The sequence below is a fragment of the Archangium sp. Cb G35 genome (assembly GCF_001896145.1).
Lineage (GTDB): Bacteria > Myxococcota > Myxococcia > Myxococcales > Myxococcaceae > Archangium > Archangium violaceum.
In genome coordinates this window covers 1,458,470-1,482,071 of sequence record NZ_MPOI01000001.1, presented here as the reverse complement: position 1 = coordinate 1,482,071, position 23,602 = coordinate 1,458,470, and the positions used below count along the sequence as shown (strand labels likewise).

General features: G+C 70.0%; 18 protein-coding genes. 15 read left to right on the top strand and 3 right to left on the bottom strand.

Going from position 1 to position 23,602, the window contains the following annotated elements; all coding sequences use genetic code 11:
• The first annotated feature begins 25 nt into the window (after positions 1 to 25).
• The 10 genes from BO221_RS06085 to BO221_RS06040 are packed head-to-tail and all read left to right on the top strand — an operon-like array spanning position 26 to position 7,685.
• A complete protein-coding gene (locus BO221_RS06085) occupies positions 26 to 556 on the top strand; it encodes a MaoC family dehydratase (RefSeq protein ID WP_073559295.1) in 531 nt (176 codons plus the stop codon).
• A gap of 5 nt (positions 557 to 561) precedes the next feature.
• Complete coding sequence (locus BO221_RS06080; protein ID WP_073559294.1) at positions 562 to 1,542, top strand: NAD(P)H-quinone oxidoreductase; 981 nt, start codon at positions 562 to 564, stop codon at positions 1,540 to 1,542.
• Positions 1,535 to 1,993 carry an aminoacyl-tRNA deacylase gene (locus BO221_RS06075; protein ID WP_073559293.1) on the top strand — a complete coding sequence of 153 codons (459 nt, stop codon included), beginning with the start codon at positions 1,535 to 1,537 and terminating at the stop codon, positions 1,991 to 1,993. The genes BO221_RS06080 and BO221_RS06075 overlap by 8 nt, the downstream gene beginning before the upstream one ends.
• A 25-nt stretch (positions 1,994 to 2,018) precedes the next feature.
• Positions 2,019 to 2,288, top strand: a complete 270-nt coding sequence (locus BO221_RS06070) for an acyl carrier protein (protein WP_073559292.1) — start codon at positions 2,019 to 2,021, stop codon at positions 2,286 to 2,288.
• Positions 2,285 to 3,682 (top strand): aminotransferase class III-fold pyridoxal phosphate-dependent enzyme, encoded by a 1,398-nt coding sequence (locus tag BO221_RS06065; RefSeq protein WP_073559291.1) that lies wholly within the window; start codon positions 2,285 to 2,287, stop codon positions 3,680 to 3,682. The genes BO221_RS06070 and BO221_RS06065 overlap by 4 nt, the downstream gene beginning before the upstream one ends.
• Entirely contained in the window at positions 3,682 to 4,095 is a 414-nt protein-coding gene (locus BO221_RS06060; protein WP_073559290.1) for a thioesterase family protein, read from the top strand. Before BO221_RS06065 ends, BO221_RS06060 begins: the two co-directional genes overlap by 1 nt.
• Positions 4,092 to 4,586: a 3-hydroxyacyl-ACP dehydratase FabZ family protein gene (locus BO221_RS06055; RefSeq protein ID WP_073559289.1), complete on the top strand. Its 495-nt coding sequence runs from the start codon at positions 4,092 to 4,094 to the stop codon at positions 4,584 to 4,586. Before BO221_RS06060 ends, BO221_RS06055 begins: the two co-directional genes overlap by 4 nt.
• The gene (locus BO221_RS06050; protein WP_073559288.1) at positions 4,580 to 5,701 is read left to right on the top strand and encodes a beta-ketoacyl-[acyl-carrier-protein] synthase family protein; all 1,122 of its coding nucleotides are present in this window, start codon (positions 4,580 to 4,582) and stop codon (positions 5,699 to 5,701) included. Before BO221_RS06055 ends, BO221_RS06050 begins: the two co-directional genes overlap by 7 nt.
• Entirely contained in the window at positions 5,698 to 6,276 is a 579-nt protein-coding gene (locus BO221_RS06045) for a coronafacic acid synthetase (RefSeq protein ID WP_073559287.1), read from the top strand. Before BO221_RS06050 ends, BO221_RS06045 begins: the two co-directional genes overlap by 4 nt.
• 2 nt (positions 6,277 to 6,278) lie before the next feature.
• The gene (locus BO221_RS06040) at positions 6,279 to 7,685 is read left to right on the top strand and encodes a class I adenylate-forming enzyme family protein (protein ID WP_073559286.1); all 1,407 of its coding nucleotides are present in this window, start codon (positions 6,279 to 6,281) and stop codon (positions 7,683 to 7,685) included.
• A gap of 105 nt (positions 7,686 to 7,790) precedes the next feature.
• Here BO221_RS06040 and BO221_RS52365 read toward each other — a convergent pair whose 3' ends face one another.
• The gene (locus BO221_RS52365; RefSeq protein WP_083680761.1) at positions 7,791 to 15,539 is read right to left on the bottom strand and encodes an amino acid adenylation domain-containing protein; all 7,749 of its coding nucleotides are present in this window, start codon (positions 15,537 to 15,539) and stop codon (positions 7,791 to 7,793) included.
• 121 nt (positions 15,540 to 15,660) lie between these two features.
• On the bottom strand, positions 15,661 to 16,200 hold the full coding sequence (locus tag BO221_RS06025; protein WP_073559285.1) for a DUF1697 domain-containing protein: 540 nt from the start codon (positions 16,198 to 16,200) through the stop codon (positions 15,661 to 15,663).
• Between the two features lie 49 nt (positions 16,201 to 16,249).
• Between BO221_RS06025 and BO221_RS06020 the strand changes: the two genes are divergently transcribed.
• The 5 genes from BO221_RS06020 to BO221_RS06000 are packed head-to-tail and all read left to right on the top strand — an operon-like array spanning position 16,250 to position 22,931.
• Positions 16,250 to 17,185: a pirin family protein gene (locus BO221_RS06020; RefSeq protein ID WP_143195279.1), complete on the top strand. Its 936-nt coding sequence runs from the start codon at positions 16,250 to 16,252 to the stop codon at positions 17,183 to 17,185.
• 39 nt (positions 17,186 to 17,224) lie between these two features.
• On the top strand, positions 17,225 to 18,841 hold the full coding sequence (locus BO221_RS06015) for a hypothetical protein (protein ID WP_073559283.1): 1,617 nt from the start codon (positions 17,225 to 17,227) through the stop codon (positions 18,839 to 18,841).
• 56 nt (positions 18,842 to 18,897) lie between these two features.
• A complete protein-coding gene (locus tag BO221_RS06010; protein ID WP_233165699.1) occupies positions 18,898 to 19,932 on the top strand; it encodes an SIS domain-containing protein in 1,035 nt (344 codons plus the stop codon).
• On the top strand, positions 19,932 to 21,095 hold the full coding sequence (gene nagA, locus BO221_RS06005) for an N-acetylglucosamine-6-phosphate deacetylase (protein WP_073559281.1): 1,164 nt from the start codon (positions 19,932 to 19,934) through the stop codon (positions 21,093 to 21,095). The genes BO221_RS06010 and nagA overlap by 1 nt, the downstream gene beginning before the upstream one ends.
• 51 nt (positions 21,096 to 21,146) lie before the next feature.
• Positions 21,147 to 22,931, top strand: a complete 1,785-nt coding sequence (locus tag BO221_RS06000; protein ID WP_073559280.1) for a hypothetical protein — start codon at positions 21,147 to 21,149, stop codon at positions 22,929 to 22,931.
• Positions 22,932 to 22,990: 59 nt separating this feature from the next.
• On the opposite strand, the gene BO221_RS05995 is transcribed toward BO221_RS06000, so the two are convergent.
• Positions 22,991 to 23,578: a superoxide dismutase family protein gene (locus BO221_RS05995; RefSeq protein ID WP_083680791.1), complete on the bottom strand. Its 588-nt coding sequence runs from the start codon at positions 23,576 to 23,578 to the stop codon at positions 22,991 to 22,993.
• Between the last annotated feature and the right edge of the window lie 24 nt (positions 23,579 to 23,602).

Genomic DNA, 23,602 nt, shown 5'->3' with positions numbered 1-23,602 from the left:
CGCGGTGGCGCGAGGACGAGCGCTCATGGATGGCACCGGCATCACGGGATACAAGCAGGTCGGACCTCAGCGGTACCGCGAGGTCATCGGCTTCTACTTCGATGACTTCACCGTGGGGGATGTCTTCGAGCACCGTCCCGGCCGGACGGTGACGGAGGCCGACAACCTCCTCTTCAACCTGCTGAGCATGAACCCGTCACCGCTCCACATCGACGCGGCCTATTGCGAGCAGACGCAGTGGGGCAAGCCTCTCATCTCGTCGCTGGTGACGTTCAGCATCGTGTGCGGCATGAGCGTGCGCAGCACGAGCGGCAGGGCCGTGGCCAACCTCGGCTGGGATAAAATCCGCCTCACGCATCCCGTCTTCGCGGGAGACACCCTCTACGCGGAGAGCCGCATCCTGGCGAAGCGGCTCTCCGAGAAGCGCCCGGGTGAGGGGATCATCACCTGCGAGACGGTGGGCCTCAAGTCGACGGGTGAGAAGTTCCTCTCGTTCGAGCGCAGCTTCCTCGTGCCCACCCGCGAGAAGGGTGTCGAGGAAAAGGCGGGGTACTGAGCACCATGCGAGCCGTTGTCTACGAAGGCCCTGGCGGGCCCGAGGTGGTGAAGCTGCGCGAGGTCCCCAAGCCGGTGGCCACGGGGGACCTGTTGTTGGTGAAGGTGCACGCGAGTGCGCTCAACCGCGCGGACATCCTCCAGCGCCAGGGCATGTACCAGGTGCCCGAGGGCCAGTCGCCCATCCCCGGCGTGGAGATCGCCGGCACGGTGGAGGACTGGGGCGAGAACGTGAAGGGCTTCGTCCGGGGCCAGCGCGTCTACGGCGTGGTGGAGGGCGGCGCGTTCGCCGACTACTGCCTGCTGGACCAGGGCATGGCCAACCCCATCCCCGAGTCCTTCGGCTTCCGCGAGGCCGCGGCCACCTCGGAGTCCTTCCTGACGGCCAATGAGACGCTGTTCACGCTGGGTGGGCTCCAGCCCGGACACACGGTGCTCGTCCACGCGGGCGCCAGCAGCATCGGCACCACCATGGTGCAGATGATCAAACACATCGGGGCCACCGCGTACTGCACCGTGGGCTCCCAGAAGAAGGTGGAGGCCCTGCGGGCGATTGGCGCGGATGAGGCCATCCTCTACAAGGAACAGGACTTCGCGCGCGAGGTGATGCGGCTGACCCGGGGCGAGGGCGTCGAGCTGGTGATGGACTTCGTCGGCGGCGCGTACCTGGAGCGCAACCTGTCCCTGCTCAAGCACGAGGGCTGTCTCGTGGTGGTGGGGTTGCTGGAGGGACTGTCGGCCGGGTTGGACCTGCTGCGGCTCGTGCAGCGCCGGTTGCAGATCAAGGGCTCGTCGCTGCGGCTGCGGCCGATGCACGAGAAGCGCCAGGTGAACGCGCACTTCCGCCGGCGTTGGGCGGAGGTGCTCGACCGGGGGCAGCTGCGTCCCGTGGTTCACGCGGAGTATCCGTTCGAGCGGTTCTCGGAGGCCCAGGCGGAGATGGAATCCAACCGCAACATCGGGAAGATCGTTCTGAGCCATGGTTGATTTGAAAGACTTCCTGGCGCGCGAGGGCGTGGACGCGCAGCTCATCGAGCTCCAGGTGCCCATGAAGACGGCGGATGCCGCGGCGCAGCAACTCGGCATTCCGGTGGGCGGCATCTTCAAGTCGCTCGTGCTCCGCGCGGACACCGGCGAGGTGCTGGTGGCCGTGCTGCCGGGCGACAAGCGCGTGGACTTCAAGGCCGTGGCCCGCGTGGCGGGGTGCGCCAAGGTGTCGTTCGCCAGCGAGGAGCTCGCCCTGCAGGAAACGGGGTATCCTCCCGGCGGCACTCCGCCACTGGGCTACCCCAAGCCCCTCCGCGTCATCCTCGATGAGGCGGTGCTCCAGTACCCCGAGGGGTACGGCGGTGGCGGCCGTCCCGAGCTGTTGCTCCGGATCCGGCCCCAGGAGCTGTTGCGTGTGACCAAAGGCACCCTCGGGTGCGTGAGCCGGTAACTCCCCAAGCGAGGATTCGCACACCATGAACGAAGCACTGACGTCGAGCATCAAGAAGATCCTGGTCACCAACCTCTTCGTGGAGCTTCCCGAGGATCAGATCGGTCTGGATGATGGTCTGCAGTCCGTCATCGGCCTGGACTCGGTGGGTTTCCTCGAGCTGCGCGTCATCTGCGAGGACCAGTTCAAGATCCGCATCTCCGACGAGGACTTCAACGCGGACAGCTTCCGGACGGTCAACCAGCTCGCGTCGCTCATCTCGAACCTCCAGACGGCGCAAGGGGTGGCGCGATGAAGGTGCCCGCCGTGGGTGAGAGGCTGAGCGCCCAGGACGTGGAGCGGCTGCGCGCCGGCATGGCGCTGCAGATGGACCACTATGCCGGTGGGCGTCTGCCGTTCTCCTGTCTCCAGGCGCGCGGGCTCGTGCAGCACATGGTGCCGCTCGAGGGTCCGGACGCGGGGCTGGTGCTGGAGGTGATGGATGCGAGCGGCGGTTACGCCAGCGCCTGTCTGGGCGCCGGTCACCCCCGCATGCAGCAGGCGCTGCGCGATGGCCTGGAGAGCACCGGCTACGTCACGGACGAGCTGGGCTCGCTGGCGCGCGTGCAGTTGCTGGAGGAGCTGTTCGGCCCGGGTGGTCTCTGGGCGGACCGCTTCCCGGGCGACCAGTACCACGCGAGCGGCCGCAACTCCGGTTCCGAGGGCCTGGAGCTCGCGCTGCGGCTGGTGTTGGAGACGGGTTTCGACCGGCGCCGGCTGTCGCCGAAGGCGGGCCGTGAGGGCCGGCGGACCATCCTGGCCTTCGAGGGCGCCTGGCACGGGTGGACCGGTGGTCTGCTCAGCCTGCTCAATCGCCGGCACTACCGCATCGGCCTGCCCCAGCCGAGCACCGAGGCTCCCTACGGCCTGGACGTGTCCTTCCTGCCGTACGCCGAGCCGGAGATCCTCGAGCGCTTCTTCGCCGAGAACGGCAGCAAGCTGTCCGCCGTCTTCGTGGAACCCGTCCAGGGTGATGGCGGCATCATCGTGCCTCCTCCCGGCTACCTGCGGCGGCTGGCCGCGCTCTGCCGTGAGCACGACGTGCTCCTCGTGGCCGACGAGGTGCTCACCTTCGCCAAGACGGGCCAGTTCTTCGGCATGACGGACGAGCAGGGGCCCATCCCCACCGACATCACCGTCATCGGCAAGAGCCTCGGCATGGGCGTCGTCTCCACGTCCATGGTCATCGCCCGGCGCGAGCTGTCCGTCCGCTCCAGCGGCGCGGTGTCCACGTCGGACCTGCGGCCCCTTACCAGCGCGGTGCTGCGTTCTGGCCTCAAGTTCCTGGTGGAGGAGCGGCTCATCGAGCGCGCCGGTCCCCTGGGCGAGGAGCTGCGCGGCCGGCTGAAGCAGGACGTGGTGGATGTCTTCCCCGAGCTCTTCCGCGAGGTCCGTGGCCTGGGCTACATGAACGGCATCGAGCTGACCGACAAGTCCGCGGGCGGCCTCGCGAAGATGCGCAACCGGCTCATCGAGTCCGGCGTCTTCGTGGAGTTCATGGCCGGCGCGGGCAAGCGCTCGCACGGGCTGCGCTACACGTTCCCCGCCATGCGCATCGCGCCGCCCCTCATCGCGGGCTCGGATGACCTGCGCGAGCTGGTCACGCGCATCCAGAAGGGCGTCCGGAAGTTCGCCGAGGGGGGCGCGTAATGGAAGTGCGTCACCGCGTCGAGCACGTCGACACCGATGCGGCCGGCGTCGTCCACTTCTCCCGCTACGCCTCGCTGATGGAGACGGCGGCGCTGGACGAGCTGGAGCACCGGGGCGCCGGGCTCGGCGTGTTCGAGGCCCAGGGGCTCGAGCTGCGCGTGCGGGATTTGCGCGTCACCTACCGCAACGCCGCGCGTTTCCGGGACGGGCTGCTGCTCGCCCCGGCCCTGGAGAACGTGGGGCCCGCGAGCCTCAAGGTCGTGGTGAAGGTGTACCGCGAGGGCACCGCACCCGAGCCCGTGTTGCTCGCCTCCGGCAGTTTGGACTTCGCCGTCGTCAACCATGAGAGTGGAGCACCCGTATGCATCCCGGAAAACCTGAAGGCCGCGCTGCAGCAGGCCCCGTCCCCGTGAGCGCCGCGCCCGCGAACGAAGTCCGTCAGCCCAAGCCCCTGGGCTTCACCGACCTGCGCAAGTGGCTGCGGCACCGCCACCCGATGGTCCTCCTGGATCGCATCACGGACCATGAGCCCGGCAAGTTCCTCGAGGCGCTCATCTCCATCTCGGGCAACGTGGACTGCATCGCGGGCCACTTCCCCGAGCGCGCCATCTACCCGGGCAGCAACCTCATGCAGGCCAATGCCCAGGCGGGCATCATCCTCTACCAGATGAGCACGTCCATGCTGGCCGAGGACGAGCTGACGCTCATCGGCTCGGTGGACTCGCGCTTCTTCAAGGTCGTCGTGCCGGGAGATCAGATCGTGCTGCGCATCACGGCCAACCGCCTGGTGGGCAACATGTTCCAGTACTCCGGCAAGATGACGGTGGAGGGCAACCGCGTGGCGGCGTTCCGCGCCAGTCTGGTCCGCACCAAGGTCTCGGATCTGGGCTCGCCCCTATGGTAACGCCCGTCGCCGTGACCGGCGCCGCGTGGAGCACGGCGCTCGGCAATGGGCTCGACGAGGTGTGGCGCCGGCTGCTGGCCGGTGAGCACGGCTTCGTCGAGGTCCCATCTCCTCATCGTCTGCGCAACGGGCTGGCCGCGGTGGTCCGCCCCTCGGAGGACGCCCCCGCGCTCCGCCTGCGCCGTCTGGCGGTGGAGACGCTGGGCCGTGCCCTGTCCGAGGCCGGTCTGGCGACGGGTGGTGACAAGACGCGTCTGGTGCTGGGAACCAGCCTGGGCGCGTATCTCGATGATGCGCAGGAGCGGGAGGGTCCGCTCCACGCCTGGGTGGAGGAGGTCGCGCGCACGGTGGGCTCGGCCGCTCCGCCCGTTTCCATTTCCACCGCCTGCTCCTCGGGCGCGGATGCCATCCTCGTGGGCGCGGAGCTCATCCGCGCGGGTATCGCCGAGGTGTGTGTCTGCGGCGGTGTGGATGTGCTCGCCCAGAGCAAGCGGCTGGCGCACTCGGCGCTCTCCACCATGTCTCCCACGCGGCTGCGCGCCTTCGACCAGGGCCATGACGGCATGCTGCTCGGCGAGGGGGCGGGATTCCTCGTGCTCGAGTCCATGGCGCATGCGCGGGCCCGTTCGGCTCCGGTGTTCGCCGTCTTCCGGGGCGCTGGCTCGGCCAACGATGCGGCGAGCATGACGTCTCCCGACCCGTCCGCCGCCGGCGCCCGGTTCGCCATCTCCCGCTCCATCACGGACGCGGGGCTGACTCCCGGGGACATCGGTCTCATCAACGCGCATGGCTCGGCCACCCCGCTCAACGACCGGGCGGAGGCGGAGGCGTTCCGGGCTGTTTTCAGCGCGGGCGCGTGCCCGCTCGTGTTCGCCACCAAGGGGGCCTTCGGGCACAGCCTCGGCGCCACCGGTGCGCTGGAGGCCATCGCGCTCATCCTCGGGCTGCGTGAGGGCGTGGTTCCCCCCGTCGTCGGCCTGGAGCAGCCGGACCCCGACTTCCCCTGTCCTCTCCCCGTGGGCAAGCCGGTCCGCCATCAGGCCCGGTTCGGCTTGAGCCTGACGCTCGGGTTCGGAGGCTTCGATACCTCCCTCGTCTTCGAGGTGCCGCGATGAGCCAGCCCATTGCTGGAGAGAGCGCGCTCGTGCTGTCTGGCAGCGCGGTGGTGCGCGGGGATGTGCCCAACCCGTACGCGGCGCGGGTGAAGACGATCGTGCGGTACGCGGACCCCATGGCCTGGGCCCTGGTGCTCGCCGTCGGTGAGGCCACGGCGCCCCTGGGCGAGGCCTTCGAGGCCGTGAAGGACCGGTGCTCGCTGATTCAGTTGGGTCCCGAGGGCCCGCGCGAGGCCATGGCCCAGGTCGCCAGCGAGGCGCAGCGCGGCTTCGCCTCTCCCATCCGTTTTCCCTCGTCCACTCCGAGCGCTCCCGCCGGCCTGGCTTGCATCGTCCACGGCCTCCGGGGGCCGACGCTCGCCCTGACCCTGCCCGTGCAGGACGGCGTGGGCATTGCCCTGGCGCTCTCCGCCTCGTGGCTCTCGCGCGGCGTCGTCGACTACGCGCTCATCGGAACCGCGGCCTCCGTCCCCGGGGGGCCGCCGCACGCCGGCTGTGTCGTACTCACCCGGGGAACAGGACCGGGCGTCGCCCCGGAGCTCGTCGTACGGACCCTCCTTCCTCGAGCCTCGTGACCATGAACGAATCGCCCGCTGCCCTGGCTGGTGTGTCCCTGTCTTCCATTCAGGGGTTCCTGGACCGTATCCAGGACCTGACCGACTCCGGGCCCCTGGAGCACTCGGTGGAGCAGCTCGCCGCCTCGTGGCGGGAGCACGGCCTGCGGCCGGGAGATGTCGTCCTCGTGGCCCTCCCGAATGGTGCCGGGCTGCTGGCCCATGTGTTCGGCATCCTGCTCGCCCGGGGCGTGCCCGCGCTGGTGTCCCCGTCCGCACCGGCTTCCCGGCAGCAGTCGCTCGTGGAGGCGCTCCCGGCTCGCGCGCTGGTGGCCATGCGCCGCCCGGCTCCCCAGGCCCAGGACGTGGAGCGTTTCTCCCTGGGCAGGGCCGAGGTGGCCTTGTTCTCCGATGCGCTGCCTCCGGGGGCGCAGCCCGGGGAGATGGTGCTGCTGACGTCCGGCACCTCGGGCTTCGCCAGTGGCTGTGTGTTCGACCTGGAGGCGCTCTTCCGGAATGCGCTCCGGCATGCCGATGCCGTCGGGTTGCGCGCGGGGGACCGCGTGCTGGTGGACCTGCCGCTGTATTACTCGTACTCGATGGTGGCGCAGGCCTTCGCCTCGCTGCTGCGGGGCGCGGACCTCATCATCCGGGGGCCTCCGTTCCAGCCCGCCTCGTACCTGCGCATCCTTGCTGAGCGCGGCATCACCGTCTCCGCCCTGACGCCGCTCCTGGTGCGCTCGCTCCTCCAGCACGGCGCGCCTTTGCCCGAGGAGACGCGCTGTCTGGGCGTCGGCGGGGACGTGCTCTCCCCGCAGCACGTGGCCCAGTTGCTCCGCCTGCGGCCCAAGGGCGAGCTGTACCTCACCTATGGCCTCTCGGAGGCCGGGCCCCGTGTCGCGACGCTGGCGGCCCATGCGGAGCCGGAGCACCGCTTCGCCTCGGTGGGCCTGCCGCTGCCTGGAGTGCAGGTATCGCTGTCTCCCCGCTCGCCCGGTGGGCACAAGGAGCTCATCGTGTCCTCGGACACGGTGATGAAGCGCCGGATCGGCCACGTGGAGGGCGAGAAGCTCCTGGCCCTGCGCGCTCCCGGAGTGCTGGCCACCGGAGACCGGTTCGAGATCGACGCGGATGGCTACCTGTACTTCCAGGGGCGGTTCTCGGACTTCCTCGTGAAGGGCGGCGAGAAGATCTGCATGGCCTCGGTCCGCCGCCTGGCCACGACGTTGCCGGGCGTGATTACCGCGCGTACGCAGATCATCTCCGGCTCGGAGGGGGATGACTACGAGATGGTGCTGACGGTGGCGGGCACGCCGAGCCCCACCGAGCAGTTGGCCGGAGATCTCGCGCGCCTCCTGCGGATCGCGGAGCGCCCACGGCGCATCCAGGTCGTCTCCGCAGACGAGGCCACGACCTCGCTGCACAAGTAGGCGTCGTCCCCTCTCCCTCTGGGAGAGGGTCAGGGTGAGGGTCTACACGCGGCGAAGACCCTCACCCCCCGCCCTCTCCCAGAGGGAGAGGGAGCCCGCGCGACCTCACACCTCCCGCATGCCCGGGCCCACCGGCAGCTCCGGATTCGCCAGCACGGCGTCCAGCAACCGGATCACCTCTGAGCGAATGCTCTCGCCGGTCGCCGGCTCGAAGAGGTCGGTGTTGAACTCCAGCACGCCGGCGAACCCCTCGGACGTCTCCTGCAGCGACAGCGCGAGCTCGTAGGTGACGTTGCCGCGGTCCACCGCGTACGGCTGCACCGTGAGTCCCTTCATCTCCAGCGGCGACACCGGGGCGTTCTGCAGGACGAACATCACCTGGAACAGGGGAGACCGGTTCGGTGGAGACTGCGGCGCGACCGTCGCCGCCACCAGGTCGATGGGCACCTCCTGGTGCGCGAAGGCGCCCAGCGTCTCCTCGCGCACCCGCCGCAGCAGCTCGCGGAAGCCCGGCGTGCCCCGCAGGTCCACGCGCAGCGCCAGTCCGTTGACGAAGATTCCGATGAGCGGCTCGACATCAGACAGGAGCCGGTTGGCGATGGGCGAGCCGATCACCACTTCCTCCTGACCGGAGCGCCGGGCCAGCACCGTGCCGAGCGCCGACAGAATGGCCATATAGGGCGTCACCCGCTCCCGCTGGCAGAGCGCATGCAACGCGGCGCTGCGCTCCCGGCCAAAAACGACCTCGCGGTAGGTGCCCTGGAAGGTCCGCGTCGGAGGCCTCGGCTTGTCCGTGGGGAGCGCCAGCTCCGTGGGCGCGCCCGCGAGCGCCTTCCTCCAGTACCCGAGCCGTTGCTCCAGTTCCTCTCCCGCCAGCCAGCTGCGCTGCCAGACCGCGTAGTCCGGGTACTGGAATTGGAGCGCTGGGAGCGAGGGCGCGCGGCCATCGGCCAGGGCCGAGTACAGCTCACCCAGCTCGCGGGCCATGACGCCCATGGACCAGCCGTCCGACGCGATGTGGTGCACGCAGAAGAACAGCAGGTAATCCTCGTCCTCCAGCCGCAGCAGCGAGGCGTGCAGCAGCGGCCCGCGCGTCAGATCGAACGGGCGCGCGGCTCCCTCCGCCATGTGCTTCCGGGCCTCGCCCTCACCGTTCTCCCGCCCGCGCAGGTCCACTTCCTTCATCTGGAAGTCGACCGAGTTGGAGATCCGCTGCCTCGGGCGGCCCTCCTCCTCGAAGAAGGTGGCGCGCAGGGACTCGTGCCGGGCGATGAGCGCCTGGAAGGCTCCCCGGATGGCGCGGGGATCCACCCGGCCGCGCAGCCGGAACGCGCAGGGGACGTTGTAGGCGCTGGACTCGGGAGCGCGCTGGTAGAAGCGCCAGAAGCGCTCCTGGGTGAAGGACACCGCGAGCGTACCGCCGCGAGGCGCGTGGACCAGGGGCGGGATCGGGCGCTGGAGCTCCACGACGGGAACCACCTGTCCCGGCCGCTCGCCGAGGTGCTCCGCCATCTCGGCCACCGTGGGACCCGTGAACAACACCCGGAGGGGCAGTTGCACCCCGAACTCGGACCGGATGCGGGAGATGAGCTGGGTGGCGAGCAGCGAGTGGCCACCGAGGTGGAAGAAGTTGTCGTGGATGCCGACGCGCGACACCTCCAGCAGGGCGGCCCAGATACGGCACAGGGCCTCCTCGGTGGGCGTGCGCGGAGGGACGTGGTTCTGGTCGTCGCTCCGCGTGGGCTCTGCCGAGGGCAGGGCGCGGCGGTCCACCTTGCCGTTGGGCGTGAGCGGCAGCGCGGCGAGCTCGGTGAAGGAGGACGGGAGCATGTGCTCCGGCAGGCGCTCGCGCAGGAAGGCCCGCAGCTCGGACGCGGTGGGCGCCTGCTCGCGAGGAACGAACCAGGCGGCGAGCTTGCGGTCTCCACCCACCTCCACGGCCTGCACGGTGCACTCCTTGACGCCGGGGTGCAGGCGCAGCTGCTCCTCGATTTCACCCAGCTCCACGCGGAAGCCTCGAATCTTCACCTGGTGGTCGATGCGGCCCAGGTACTCGATGCGGCCGTCGGGAGTGAAGCGCGCCAGGTCGCCTGTCTTGTAGAGGCGGGCACCCGGGGTGGCGCTGAAGGGATCGGGCACGTAGATGCGGGCGGTGAGCTCGGGGCGGTTGAAGTAGCCGCGGCCCAGGCGCTCGCCGGAGACGTAGAGCTCACCGGGCACGCCCACGGGGACCTGCCGCAGGTTCTTGTCGAGGATGTAGACGGGGCCGTTGGACAGGGGCCGGCCGATGGGAACGGGAAGGCCGGCAGGAGGCGGCGAGGCGACGTGGTGGAAGGTGGAGAAGACGGTGCACTCGGTGGGGCCGTAGCCGTTGACCAGCCGGCGCGGAGGCCCGTGCATGAAGATCTCCCGAAGCGCCAGGGGATCCGCCGCCTCGCCACCGAAGACGAGGGTGTGGACGTTCTGGAAGGTGGCGGGGAACTGGCGCGCCAGGAGGTTGAGCACCGCCGTGGTCACGAACATGACGGTGATGCCCTGGTCACGCACCTGGGCGGAGAAGACCTCGGGCTCGCGGGCGGGGTTGGCGGTGATGCCCACCAGGTGGGCACCGTGCAGCAGCGCGCCCCAGAGCTCGAAGGTGCTGGGGTCGAACGAGGCGTTGGAGGCCTGGGCGACGCGGTCCGCCGGGGAGAAGGGGTGGAAGTCCCTGTCGTAGGACAGGGCGCAGATGCCGCGGTGGAAGATGGCGCTGCCCTTGGGCCTGCCGGTGGAGCCGGAGGTGTAGATGACGTAGGCGAGGTTGTCGGGGCTGGCGGTGGGAGGAAGCGGCTCGGAGGACTGGCGGCGGATGGTTTCCTGGTCCGCGCCGGCGTCGAGACGGACGACGGGCCCGGAGAAGGCGGGCAGGCGCTGGAGCTTGTCCTGGTGGACGAGCAGCACGCTGACGCTGGCGTCCTCGAGCATGAAGGCCAGACGCTCGGAGGGGTAGGACGAGTCCAGGGGCAGGTAGGCACCGCCGGCCTTGAGGATGCCCAGGATGCCCACGACGAGGTCCACGTAGCGATCGACGCACAGGCCGACGAGGACCTCGGGACCCACACCCTGGGCGCGCAGGTGACGGGCGAGCTGGTTGGAGCGCTCGTCGAGCTGGCGGTAGGTGAGGGAGTGCTGGCCGTAGGTGACGGCGGGAGCGTCGGGGGTACGGGCGGCCTGCTGGGAGAAGAGCTCATGGACGCACCGGTCGCGGGGGTAGTCGCGGGTGCCGGAGTTCCACTCGCGCAGGCTGCGCCGCTCGGCCTCGGTGAGGAGCGGAAGCGAGGAGATGGGCTGTTGGGGCTGGGCGACGATGGCCTCCAGCAGCATCTGGAAGTGGTGGGCCATGCGCTCGATGCGCTCACGGTCGAAGAGATCGGTGTCGTACTCGAAGGTGGCGCTCAGGCCTTCCGGATACCGGGCCATGAACAGCGTCAGGTCGCTCTTGGACGCGCCGCTGTGCAGCTCCCACGGCTCCGCGGTGGCGGTCATCTGCAGCGTGGCGGAGGGATCCGGCTCCAGCGTGGGCACGGTCTGCAGCACGAACGTGACCTGCACGATCGGCGAGTGGCTGAGGGTGCGCTCCGGCTGGATGTCCTCGACCAGCTTCTCGAAGGGCGCCTCCTGGTGCGAGTAGGCGCCGAGGGTGGTCTCGCGCACGCGAGCGAGCAGCTCCACGAAGGTCGGGTCGCCCGACAGGTCGCTGCGCAGCACGAGCGTGTTGATGAACATGCCGATGATGCGCTCGAGACCAGGCTGGTTGCGGCCCGCCATGGGCGAGCCGACGACGATGTCCTCCTGACCCGTGTAGCGCTGGAGCAGGACGTTGAAGCCGGCCAGGAGCGTCATGAACAGCGTGACGCTCTTCTCGCGGCAGAGGTTCTCGATGGCCCGGGTGAGCGTCTCGGTCAGGCGGATGGTGAGGATGTCGCCCTTGTAGCGGTGGACGGGGGGCCTCGGGCGGTCCGTGGGCAGCGAGAGGATGGGGGGAGCGCCGACGATCTGCTTCTTCCAGTAGGCGATCAGTTTCTCGAGGGTCTCGCCCTTCAACCACTGCCGCTGCCAGGCGGCGAAGTCCGCGTACTGGAAGGGGAGCTCGGGGAGGGACGAGGGCCGGCCCGCGGCGAAATCCCCGTAGAGGGTGCGCAGCTCGGGCATCATCACGCGCAGGGACCAGCCATCGGAGACGATGTGGTGGACCGTGATGAGGAGCTGGTGCTCCTGCTCGCCGAGCCGCAGCAGGGTCCCGTGGATGAGCGGGCCGGTGGTGACGTCGAGCGTCCGATGGAGCTCCATGAGGGACATGCGGGAGGCCTCGGCCTCGCGTTCCTCGGGGGGCAGGTGGCTCAGGTCGCTGACGAGCAGGGAGAAGGGCCCAGGAGGAGCGATCCGCTGGACGGGTGCCCCCTCGCCGGTGGCGACGAGCAGGGTGCGGAGCGCCTCGTGACGGCGGAGGAGCTCATCCAGGCTGCGCTGGAGCACGGCGACGTCGAGCGGCGAGGTGATGCGGTAGGAGACGAGGATCCGGTAGGCGAGGTTGCCCGGGTGGAGCTGCTCCATGAGCCAGATCCGCTCCTGGGTGGAGGAGATCTGGAGGTCGCCGCCGCGGGCGATGGGCCGCATCTCCGGGAGCAGCTCCGCCGTGCCGCTGCTCAGGGCGGCCTCGATGACCTCCGCCTGTTGCGCGAGGGTCGGGGCCTCGAAGATACGGCGCAAGGGGAGCTGGAGTCGGAACGTCTCGTTGACGCGGGTGAGGAGCTGGGTGGCGAGCAGCGAGTGGCCACCGAGGTGGAAGAAGTTGTCGTGGATGCTGACCTGCTCCAGCTCCAGCAGCGAGCTCCAGAGCCGGGCAAGGGTCTTCTCGGTGGGGGTGCTCGGAGGCTGATAGCTGCCCTCGTCTCCGCGGGTGTCGGGAGCGGGCAGGGCGCGGCGGTCCACCTTGCCATTGGGCGTGAGGGGCAGCTCGGAGAGGACGGTGAAGGAGGCCGGGAGCATGTGCTCCGGCAGGCGCTCGCGCAGGAAGGAGCGCAGCTCGGACGCGGTGGGAGCGGCGTGCTCGCGGGGGACGAACCAGGCGGCGATCTTGCGGTCTCCGCCGGCCTCCACGGCCTGCACGGTGCAGTCCTTGACGCTGGAGTGCAGGCGCAGCTGCTCCTCGATCTCGCCCAGCTCCACGCGGAAGCCGCGAATCTTCACCTGGTGGTCGATGCGGCCCAGGTACTCGATGCGGCCGTCGGGCAGGAAGCGCGCCAGGTCACCCGTCTTGTACATGCGGGCACCCGGGGTGGCGCTGAAGGGGTCGGGCACGTAGATGCGGGCGGTGAGATCGGGACGGTTGAAGTAGCCGCGGCCCAGGCGCTCACCGGCGACGTAGATCTCCCCGGGCACACCGACGGGGACCTGCTGAAGGTTCTTGTCGAGGATGTACAGCGGGCCGTTGGCCAGGGGCCGGCCGATGGGCACGGACGAGCCGGCGGGCGGCGACGTGGCGACATCGTGGTAGGTGGAGAAGACGGTGCACTCGGTGGGGCCGTAGCCGTTGACCAGCCGGCGCGGAGGGCCGTGCTTGAAGAGCTCGCGCAGGGCGACGGGGTCCGCCGCCTCGCCACCGAAGAAGAGGGCGTCGACGTTCTGGAAGGTCGCCGGGTACTGGCGGGCCAGGAGGTTGAGCACCGCCGTGCTGCAGAACATGACGGTGATGTTCTGATCACGCACCTGGGCCGTGAAGTCCTCGGGCGCACGGGCGGGGTCGGCGGTCATGCCGATGAGGTGGGAGCCGTGGTGCAGCGCGCCCCAGATCTCGAAGACGCTGGGGTCGAAGGAGATGTTGGATGTCTGCGCGACGCGGTCCGTTGGGGAGAAGGGCTGGAGTCTCCTGTCGTAGGAGAGCGCGAAGATGGTGCGGTGGTAGATGGCGCTGCCCTTGGGCCTGCCGGTGGAGCCGGAGGTGTAGATGACGTAGGCGAGGTTGTCGGCGCAGGCGGTGGGGGGCGGAGGCTGGGTGGACTGGCGGCCGATGACTTCCAGGTCCGAGCCGGAGTCGAGCCGGACGATGGGCCCGGAGAAGGGCGGCAGGCGCCGGAGCTTGTCCTGATGGACGAGCAGCACACTGACGCTGGCGTCCTCGAGCATGAAGGCCAGACGCTCGGCGGGGTAGGCGGAATCCAGGGGCAGGTAGGCACCTCCCGCCTTGAGGATGCCCAGGATGCCCAGGATGAGGTCCACGGAGCGCTCGACGCACAGGCCAACGAGGACCTCGGGGCCCACACCCTGGGCGCGCAGGTGGTGGGCGAGCTGGTTGGAGCGCTCGTCGAGCTCGCGATAGGTGAAGGACCTCGGGCCGTAGGTGACGGCGGGAGCGTCGGGCGTACGGGCGGCCTGCTCGGAGAAGACCTCGTGGACGCACCGGTCGCGAGGGAAGTCGAAGGTGGCGGAGTTCCACTCGCGCAGGGTGTGCCACTCGGCCTCGGTGAGGAGCGGGAGCGTGGAGATGGGCTGGGAGGGCTGGGAGACAGCGGCCTCCAGGAGCAGCTGGAAATGGCCCGCCATGCGCTGGATGCGCTCGGCGTCGAAGAGGTCGGTGTCGTAATCGAAGGTGGCGCTCAGGCCGTCGGCCGTCCTGGCCATGAACAGCGTCAGGTCGTTCTTGGCGCTCCTGGCGAGCACTTGCGCCCCATCCGTGAGCTCGTCCCGCAGGTTGAAGAGCACCTGGAAGATGGGCGCGTGGCCGAGGTTGCGCTCTGGATGGATCGCCTCGACCAGCGTCTCGAAGGGAAGCTCCTGGTGGGCCAGGGCACTGCGCGTGACCTCGCGCACGCGAGCGAGCAGCTCCACGAAACGCGGGTTGCCCGACAGGTTGTTCCGCAGGGCGAGCGTGTTGGCGACGGGGCCAACGACGTTCTCCAGCTCGGGCCGGGTGCGGCCGGTGACACGGGTGCCGACGACGACGTCTTCCTGGCCGGAGTAGCGGTGGAGGAGGGTGCTGAAGCCGGCGAGGAGCGTCATGAACAGCGTGGCGTCCTCCCGCTGGGCGAGTGCCTCGAGGCCCCGGGTGAGGGACGCGGGGAGCGTCACGGAATGGCTGGCGCGCTCCAGTCTCTGGACGGTACCCCGAGGGCGATCCGTGGGCAGCTCGAGGACGTTGGGGACTCCGGCGAGCTGTTTCCTCCACCAGGCGAGCAGGCCTTCCTTGGCCTCACCATGGAGGAACTCCTGCTGCCAGCGGACGAAGTCCTCATACCGGGTGGAGGGCTCGGGGAGGGGCGCGGGCTGGCCGGCGGCGAGCGCATCGTGGATCGTCCGGAGCTCGCGCTGGAGCACACCCAGGGAGTGGACGTCGGAGATGATGTGGTGGAGCGTGAGGAGGAGCTGGTGCTCCTGCTCGCCGAGCCGCAGGAGGGTGCCCCGGATGAGGGGACCGGTGGAGAGCTCGAAGGCCCCGCCTGCCTCCTGGGCGGCCAGGCGTGACGCCTCGGCCTCGCGGTCGGCGGGAGTCAGGTGGCTCAGGTCGATGATGGACAGGGAGAAGGGCCGCGGGGGCGCGATCCGCTGGATGGGCGTCCCGTCGACGGAGGCGAAGGTGGTGCGGAGCACTTCGTGACGGCGGAGGAGCTCATCCAGGCTGCGCTCGAGCACGGCGACGTCGAGGGCGCCCGGCAGCCGCACGGAGGTGGACAGGTTGTAGAAGGAGCTGCCCGGCTCGAACTGGTCCATGACCCAGAGCCGCCGCTGGGCGGCAGCCGCGGGAACGGCGCGGGCCTCGCCGGGAGTCGAAGAAGGGCGGGCTGCCGTGGCCTCGGTGGGGCGGGGAACTGACGTCATCTCGGGCTCCGTCTCGCGTTGAAGGGCGGGGGGCGGAGAATAGCGGAGCCGTGAGTGGAGAGGACATCCCCCCTTCACTTCGGTCCCTGCCTACATCGATGTCCCGGAGGCTGCCCCCCGCTCAGCCGTCGGCGAGCTCCAGGAGCTTCGTGACGGTGCTCCAGTTGCGGGCGGTCGGGATGACGCCCAGGCGCGTCCCGCTGAGCACGGTGGCCAGCTTCGAGTTCCCGATGCCATCCGGGAACCGGGCGTAGATCTCCCGTCCGGTCAGGCGGAACTCGTCCGGCAGGTAATCCGCCGGGTCGAATTGCGCGAAGCGCTTCGGATCCGGCGCCTCGGACAGGAACGTCACCAGGAACCGGGAGGGGGCGTCCTCGGCGCCGGGCAGGGGGTTGGCCTTGATCACCGCTTCCAGCTCGTCCCTCGTCCGGAGGAGGACGGAGACCTCGAATCCGAACTCCTTGACGATGGCCGCCTCGAGCTGCGCGCCAACCCTGGCCGGGTTCTTCTCCTTGCAGGTGAACACGGCGTTGCCGCTCTGGAGCAGGGTGGCGACCCCGGTGTAGCCGAGCCCTTCCATCAGTTCGCGGAGCTGGGCCATCGGGACCTTCTTGTTCCCACCGACGTTGATTCCGCGCAGCAGTGCGACATACCTGGGCATGGCCGCGAGTCCTAGCACACGCGTGACCTGCGCTATCATCCCGGAGCCCATGAGAACGACGCGCCGACAGTTCCTCCGCGATTCGATGCTGGCTTCGGTGTCCCTGGCGGCGGGATGCGCGTACATCCCCACGTCCGACCGGACCGTGGTGCGGACGCTGGCGGGCATCCCGGCGACGGACGGCGCGGGTGTGCGGCTGACGCGCGTCATCGGCCAGCCCGCCCTGCGGAACCTCGATCCGTTCCTGATGCTCGACCGCTTCCACTCGGACGACCCGAACGCCTACATCGCCGGCTTCCCGTCCCATCCCCACCGCGGCTTCGAGACGGTGACGGTGATGCTCGATGGGCACATGCGCCACCGGGACAGCCGGGGGAACTCGGGGCTCATCCGGGGCGGAGGCTCGCAGTGGATGACGGCGGGGCGCGGCATCATCCACTCCGAGATGCCCGAGCAGGTCCAGGGGCTGATGTCTGGCTTCCAGCTCTGGGTCAACCTGCCAGCGAAGGAGAAGATGTGCCCGGCGGCTTACCAGGACCTCGGGCCGGAGCTGCTCGCCGAGTCGGTGCTCTCGTCCTCGGGGAGCCGGCTCCGGGTCATCTCCGGCGCGCCGAACGGGCTCGCGGGTCCCGTGCGCGAGCGCCCGACGCAGCCGGCCCTCTTCACCCTGGCGTTGGAGGATGACCGGCCTTTCGAGCTCGAGCTGCCGGAGGGGCACACGGCCTTCGCGTTCGTCCATACCGGAGAGGTTCGCTTCGGCCCGGAGTCGAAGACGAAGCCGGTGCGAGCAGGCGAGCTTGCCCTCTTCAGCCCGGGCAAGCGGCTCCGCATCCATGCGCCGAGCCAGCGGAGCGCGGTGCTCGTCGCCGCGGCGAAGCCCCTCCGGGAGCCCATCGTCCAGCGCGGCCCGTTCGTGATGAATACCGAGGCGGAGATCCACCGGGCCATCGAGGACTACCGGAGCGGTATGTTGGACAAGGGGTGAGATCCATTCACCCCCGGTAGGCGTTAGGATGGCGGGGCAATGCGTACCCATCCCCTGCTCTCGCGTTTCTCCTCGTTGCTCGTCCTCCTCGCCGCGAGTGGTTGCAACACCGCCTACCGTGAAGCCATGGCCCAGGCCAAGGATGCGGCGGTGCGTGGTGACTTCCTGACCGCTGCCCGCGCCTACCGCTCGGCCTGTCAAGCCTCTCCCGATGACAAGGACGCGTGTGGCCGCTTCCCCATCTTCGCGAAGAAGGCGACGGGCGTGGCCCTCGAGACCGCCCGTCCTCCGTGCGAAGCGGGGGATCTCGACCGGTGCCTCCCTCCGCTGCTGGACGCCAAGGACCTCATTCCCGAGCATATCGAGGTCAACGGGCTGCTCGAAAAGGCCAGCCAGCTCCATGTGCAGAACTGCTCGCAATGGCAGCCGGAGGGGCCGCTGGGCACGGCGGTGGCCGGGCTGGCCTGTCTCCAGTCCCGCGCCCAGCAGCTCCCCGTCCCGAGCTTCCAGACGCTGCTCACCAATCAAGCGGCCGGGTTGTCCTCGCGCTTCGTGGACCTCGCCACCACCGCGCGGGGCGAGAACGCGCATGGCGCTTCCGTCGTGCTGATGTCCGCGGCGCAGTGCCTCGCGCCTTCCTCGGAGACGTCCTCGCGGATCGGCTCGGCCCGCTCGAGCTTCTACGCCCAGAGCGCCATCCCCGTCATGGCCCACCTCGACGGCTCGATGTCTCCCCGGATCGCCAACGGGCTCTCGGGTCTGTGCGAGCGCATGGCCTCGTCGCTGCCTGGCTGGGCGCGGTGCGCGTCCACGGGCACGGTGTCCGGCCAGCCGGATGTCTTCCAGGTCTGGGTGGATGCGCTCATCCAGCGCGCCGTGCAGACGAGCACCGAGGACGTGCGCACCCTGGATTACGTCAGTGGCAAGCGGGAGGTCCGCAATCCCGATTACCGGAAGGCCCGGGAGCGTCTCGAGCTCGCCGAGAGCGCCTTCGAGCAATCCAAGACGGTGAAGGATGACAAGCGGGCCGCGTGCGAGAAGGCCTCGGACGGCGTCCATGATGCGAGCTGCGTGGGTTGCACCCCGCCTCCGGACAAGAAGACCGTCTGCGACGAATTCGGGAGGGCCTCTGACGAGTACAACAGCAACTCCCGCGAGCTCGAGGCGGCGCGCCGCGATCTGTCCAACACCCCCGAGACGGTGATGGAGGACGTGTACGAAACCTTCACCTACTCGGTGTGGACCTACTACTGGTCGTCGCCCTACCGGTTCAAGCTCCGGGCGAGCACGCCGGGGTCCACCGAGCCCGTGAGGGCCGAGGGGGCGCTGCAGTTCCAGGACCAGGAGCACGTGGGCTTCCGGCCCGGTGGGCTCTCGCCGGATCCACTGGTGCCTCCGACCGAGCAGTCCTACGCGGACTCCTTCGTCGCGCAGCTCACGCCCTACGTGGTGGATGCGGTGAAGCGGGATGCCGCGGCCCGTGGCGCCTGGCGCCGGGGCCAGTGCGAATCGCTCCCGGCGGACTGGAGCACCCCGTGGGTGCAGTGCTGGGCGGAGTCCGCGCTCTGGTCCAGTGGCCAGGAGCCCCAGGCGATCGAGCTCCTCGGCCTCCTCGCCTCCAACGCGGGTGCCACCTCGCGGCCAGTGTGCCGTTGAGCACGCTCGCGGCCGTGGGGTCTCCCCGGGGCCGCCGCGGGGATTAGATTGGAAGGGTGGATACCTCCTCCCTTCCCGCCATGGCGCTCGAGGCCGCCCAGTCGGCCGAGGCCGCTCGCCAGCAGATCTCCCGTTGCGAGGGAGCCTTCGCCGGGCTGGGTGAGCGGCTGCGCCAGAGTCCTCCGCGTTTCGTCGTCACCTGCGCGCGGGGCAGCTCCGACCACGCGGCGAGCTACGGCAAGTACCTGATCGAGACCACGCTGGGCCGCGCGGTGGCCTCGGTGGGGCCAAGCGTGGCCTCGGTCTACAACACGCGGGGCTTCGATTTCCGGGAGTGCCTCTTCGTGGCCGTCTCGCAGTCCGGCCGCAGTCCGGACCTCCTGCGTCTGACGGAAGCGGCCCGAGCGGGAGGCGCGCTGGTCATCGGCTTCGTCAACAACGAGGACTCGCCGCTCTTCTCGCTCTGCGACATCGGGCTGCCGCTGTGCGCCGGTCCCGAGCGGAGCGTGGCCGCCACGAAGTCCTATATCCTCTCCGGTCTCGCCTTCCTGCAACTGGTGGCGCACTGGTCCGGGGAGGCGGTGCTGCGGGACGCTGTTTCCCGGCTGCCGGAGGCGCTGGAGACGGCGCGCGCGCTGGACTGGTGGCCGGCGCTGGAGCGGCTCACGGGGGCGCACAATCTGTTCGTGCTCGGGCGGGGAGTGGGGCTCGGCGCGGCGCTCGAGATGGCGCTGAAGTTCAAGGAGACATGCCGGCTGCACGCCGAGGCCTTCAGCACCGCCGAGGTCATCCACGGGCCGCTCGCCCTGGTGGGCCGGGGTTTCCCCGTGCTGGCGCTGGGGCAGGAGGACAGCTCGGCGGAGGGGACGCGGAGCGTGGTGCGCCGCATGGTGGAGCTGGGGGCGGATGTCCGCTCGGTGCTCGCGGTGCCGGGAGCCGAGCTCCTGCCCGTGGTCCCGGGTGTGCCGAGCGCCATCTCGCCCCTGTGCCAGGTGCAGAGCTTCTACATGTCGGTCCACAGGCTGGCGGTGGCGCGTGGGATGGACCCGGATGTTCCCGCGCATCTGCGCAAGGTGACGGAGACGGTGTGATGACGCGCATCCTCACGGGAGCACGCCTCTTCACCGGCGAGCGCATGCTCGAGGACCACGGGCTGGTGCTCGAGGGCGAGCGCATCCGTGCGGTGGTGCCTGTGGACGCCGTGCCGGCCGGAGCCCAGGTGGAGCGGTTGCCCGAGGGCACGCTGCTGGTGCCGGGCTTCCTCGATGCCCAGGTCAACGGAGCCGGAGGGGTGCTGTTCAACGACACGCCCACCCCGGAGGCCGCGCTCGCCATCGCGGCGGCGGCCCGGCGTTCGGGCACCACGGGGCTGTTGCCCACGTTCATCACCGATGCGCCGGGCAGGATGCGCGAGGCCTGCGAAGCCGCCCTCGATGCGATGCACCGGCCCGCGAGTGGTGTGCTCGGCATCCACCTGGAAGGTCCCTTCATCAGTGGCGAGCGGCCCGGGGTGCACGAGTCGCGCTTCATCCGCGTGCCCGATTCCGGGGAGGTCGATTACCTGAGCGCGCTGCCGGAGCGCCTGGCCGGGAAGGGGGGCCGGCTGGTGGTGACGTTGGCTCCGGAGTGCGTGGACGATGCTGTCATCGGGCGGCTCGCCGCGGCGGGCGTGGTGCTCTCGGCGGGCCACACGGCGGCGACGTATGAGCGGACGCGCGAGGCCCTGGCCGCGGGTGTACGAGGGTTCACCCACCTGTTCAACGCCATGCCGCCCGCGCAGAGCCGTCAGCCAGGGCCGGTAGTGGCCGCGCTCGAAGCGGACGAGGCGTGGTGCGGGGTCATCGCGGATGGCATCCACGTCCATCCGGCGATGCTGCGCCTGCTCCTGAAGGTCAAGCCGCCCGGCCGGGTCTTCCTGGTCACGGACGCCATGCCCCCGGTCGGCACGGAGGCGTCCTCGTTCACGTTGTATGGCCGCACCATCCTGCGCCGGGAGGGCCGGCTCGTGACCGGGAACGGAACGCTGGCCGGTGCCGACATCGACATGGTGACGGCGGTGCGCAACTGCGTCCGGCTGCTCGGGCTGCCGCTCGAGGAGTGCCTGCGCATGGCGTCGCTCCATCCCGCGAGCTACCTCGGGCTGGACGGACAATTGGGCCGGCTCGCGCCAGGCTATCGCGCCGACCTCACGCTGCTCCGGGAGGACCTCACGGTGCTCGCCACGTGGGTGGCGGGCCAGGAGCGGTGGTACTGAGCTTCCACTGGGAACCCGGTGCGTGGCTGCGTTGTCGGTGGCCACGCCACCATGGATGACTCCTCTTCGAAGCGCTGGTTCGATTCTCCCCGGGCTCTCTGGGTTTCACTCGCCGTGGCCCTGGTGTTGGCCCTGCCCACGTTGGGCATGGGTTTCGCCCTGGATGACAACCTGCACCTGCTCATCTTCGAGGGCAGGTGGCCCCTGGGCTCGCCCATGGATCTCTTCCGCTTCGCCGGAGGGGACCCCGAGGGTATGCGCCGCATCGTGCAGGAGGGGCCCTATCCCTGGTGGACGCTGCCCGAGCTGAAGATCGCCTTCTGGCGTCCCCTGTCGAGCGCGCTCGAGACGCTGGACTACCGCCTCTTCGGCCGCAACGCGGTGGGCTATCACGTCCACTCGGTGCTCTGGTACCTGGGGGTGGTGGCCCTCTTCGGGGCGCTGCTGCGGCGCGTGATGCCCGGTTCGCTCGCGGTGTTCGCGCTGCTGCTGTTCGTCGTGGACGACTCGCACCTGCTCCCGGTGGGGTGGATCTCCAACCGCAACGCCCTGGTGTCCACTGCCCTGGCGCTGGTGGGCCTGTGGATGCACCTCGAGTGGCGCGAGGGTGGAAGGCGTTGGGCCCTGCCGTTGTCGCTCCTCGCGCTCGCCGTGAGCCTGACGGCGGGGGAGTCGGCGCTGGGGGTCTTCGCCTACGTGCTGGCGTATGAGCTGTCCGGTGCCCGGGGGACGGTGGTGGAGCGGCTCCGGGCCGTTGCTCCCGCGGCGGTGCTCGCGGTCGTCTATCTCGGTGTGTACAAGGCGCTCGGGTATGGCGCGTATGGGTCCGCCATGTACCTGGATCCGGTGGGAGAGCCGGGTCGCTACCTGGTGGCCGCGCTCGGCCACGTGCCCGCGCTCATCGGTGGACTGCTGGGTGTGCCCGTGGACCTCTGGGGCATCAATCCCGCCAGCAGGCCCGCGCTGGTGGCCCTGGGAGTGGCCGGGCTCGGGGTGCTCGTCGTGCTGGTGCGCTCCGCCTGGCCCGGTCTCTCCGAGGAGGAGCGGAGGCACTGCCGCTGGCTCTCCGCGGGGGCGTTGCTGTCCCTGCTGCCCGTGACCTCGAGCATGCCCATGGGCCGGCTGCTGTTCGTGCCGAGCCTGGGCGCCTCGGTGCTCCTGGCCGTGGTGCTGCGCCATGCGTGGCGCTCGCGGGCGCGGGGCTGGCGTCCTCGGGGTGTAGCCGTGGCGGGGGCCGTGCTCGTGCTGTTCCACCTCGTGCTCGCGCCGCTGAGCTGGCCCGTGATGCCGATGATGATCCGTCAGCTCGGCGTGGACTCCGAGCAGATGGCCCAGAAGGTGAGGCGCGAGCTGGACCCGGCGCGCCTCGCGTCCCAGCGCGTGGTGGTGCTCGATGCGAGGGACGTCGGTGTGCTGCTGTACGTCCCCGTCCAGTGGGCCTTGCAGGGGCAGGAGATGCCCCGTTCGTGGTGGCCCCTGTCGCTGGTGCGGGAGCCGCCCATCGTCACCCGCACCGGGCCCAATGCGTTGGCGCTGGAGTTGCCCCGGGGAGGACACTTCCTCGCCACCGAGGCCGAGCAGATGCTGCGTTCTCCGGAGCACATGCTGGCGCGGGGCGCGGAGGTGAAGCTGGAGGGAATGCGGGTGACGGTGCTGGCCTCCGACGCCCAGGGCCCGACACGGCTGGGCTTCGAGTTCGATGTGCCGCTCGAGGACCCCTCGCTCGTGTTCCTGCACTGGCGGGAGGGGACGCTGCGCCGGTTCACGCCACCCTCGGAGGGAACGCGGGTGGATCTCTCCGCCGTGGCGGGAGGGCCCCAGGCGCGGCCGTTGTAGGCCGGGGCTGGGAACCCGATTCCGGCTCCCAGCCCCTCACGCCTCACGTCGCGACGAGGCTACTTCTGCACCTGCACGACGCCGCAGGCGATGCGGTCCCCCGCGTTGCCGGCGGGATCGCTCTTGTAGTCATCCACTCCCGCGTGGACGACGACGGCCGCACCGTCCTGGTCCTGCACGTCCTTCAGCTTGAGGTCGTGGGCGAAGGCGTCGAACTGCACCTTGCCGTCGGCGCCGACATGGAGGTTGGGCAGGTCACCCTCGTGCTTGCCCTCGGCCGCGAGGACTCCGTGCTTCTTCTTGTTCGGGTTGAGGTGGCCACCGGCGGTCTGGAAGGGGGCCTCGCACTTGCCCGCCTCGTGGATGTGGATGGCGTGCTCGCCCGGGGCAATGTTGGAGAGCGAGCCCTTGATGAGGACGCCGTGGGGCGTCTCGGTGAGGGTCACCTCACCCACGGACTGGCCCTTCTGGTCCTTCAGCTCGGCCTTGGCGGTGGCACCAGCGGCGGCGGCCTTCTCGTCCTTCTTGGCGGCGGCCTCGTCCTTCTTGGCGGCGGCCTTCTCCTTGGCGGCGGGGGACTTGCCCTGGGCGAACGCGGGGCCGGCGAGGCAGAGCACAGCGGCGGTGAGCAGCGCGCGAGTCTTCATGAACGATGTCTCCTTCACGGCGGG

Coding starts and splice junctions, on each gene's coding strand:
- BO221_RS06085 (WP_073559295.1), top strand. CDS start 26: ATGGATGGCACCGGCATCACGGGATACAAGCAGGTCGGACCTCAGCGG.
- BO221_RS06080 (WP_073559294.1), top strand. CDS start 562: ATGCGAGCCGTTGTCTACGAAGGCCCTGGCGGGCCCGAGGTGGTGAAG.
- BO221_RS06075 (WP_073559293.1), top strand. CDS start 1,535: ATGGTTGATTTGAAAGACTTCCTGGCGCGCGAGGGCGTGGACGCGCAG.
- BO221_RS06070 (WP_073559292.1), top strand. CDS start 2,019: ATGAACGAAGCACTGACGTCGAGCATCAAGAAGATCCTGGTCACCAAC.
- BO221_RS06065 (WP_073559291.1), top strand. CDS start 2,285: ATGAAGGTGCCCGCCGTGGGTGAGAGGCTGAGCGCCCAGGACGTGGAG.
- BO221_RS06060 (WP_073559290.1), top strand. CDS start 3,682: ATGGAAGTGCGTCACCGCGTCGAGCACGTCGACACCGATGCGGCCGGC.
- BO221_RS06050 (WP_073559288.1), top strand. CDS start 4,580: ATGGTAACGCCCGTCGCCGTGACCGGCGCCGCGTGGAGCACGGCGCTC.
- BO221_RS06045 (WP_073559287.1), top strand. CDS start 5,698: ATGAGCCAGCCCATTGCTGGAGAGAGCGCGCTCGTGCTGTCTGGCAGC.
- BO221_RS06040 (WP_073559286.1), top strand. CDS start 6,279: ATGAACGAATCGCCCGCTGCCCTGGCTGGTGTGTCCCTGTCTTCCATT.
- BO221_RS52365 (WP_083680761.1), bottom strand. CDS start 15,539: ATGACGTCAGTTCCCCGCCCCACCGAGGCCACGGCAGCCCGCCCTTCT.
- BO221_RS06025 (WP_073559285.1), bottom strand. CDS start 16,200: ATGCCCAGGTATGTCGCACTGCTGCGCGGAATCAACGTCGGTGGGAAC.
- BO221_RS06020 (WP_143195279.1), top strand. CDS start 16,250: ATGAGAACGACGCGCCGACAGTTCCTCCGCGATTCGATGCTGGCTTCG.
- BO221_RS06015 (WP_073559283.1), top strand. CDS start 17,225: ATGCGTACCCATCCCCTGCTCTCGCGTTTCTCCTCGTTGCTCGTCCTC.
- nagA (WP_073559281.1), top strand. CDS start 19,932: ATGACGCGCATCCTCACGGGAGCACGCCTCTTCACCGGCGAGCGCATG.
- BO221_RS06000 (WP_073559280.1), top strand. CDS start 21,147: ATGGATGACTCCTCTTCGAAGCGCTGGTTCGATTCTCCCCGGGCTCTC.
- BO221_RS05995 (WP_083680791.1), bottom strand. CDS start 23,578: ATGAAGACTCGCGCGCTGCTCACCGCCGCTGTGCTCTGCCTCGCCGGC.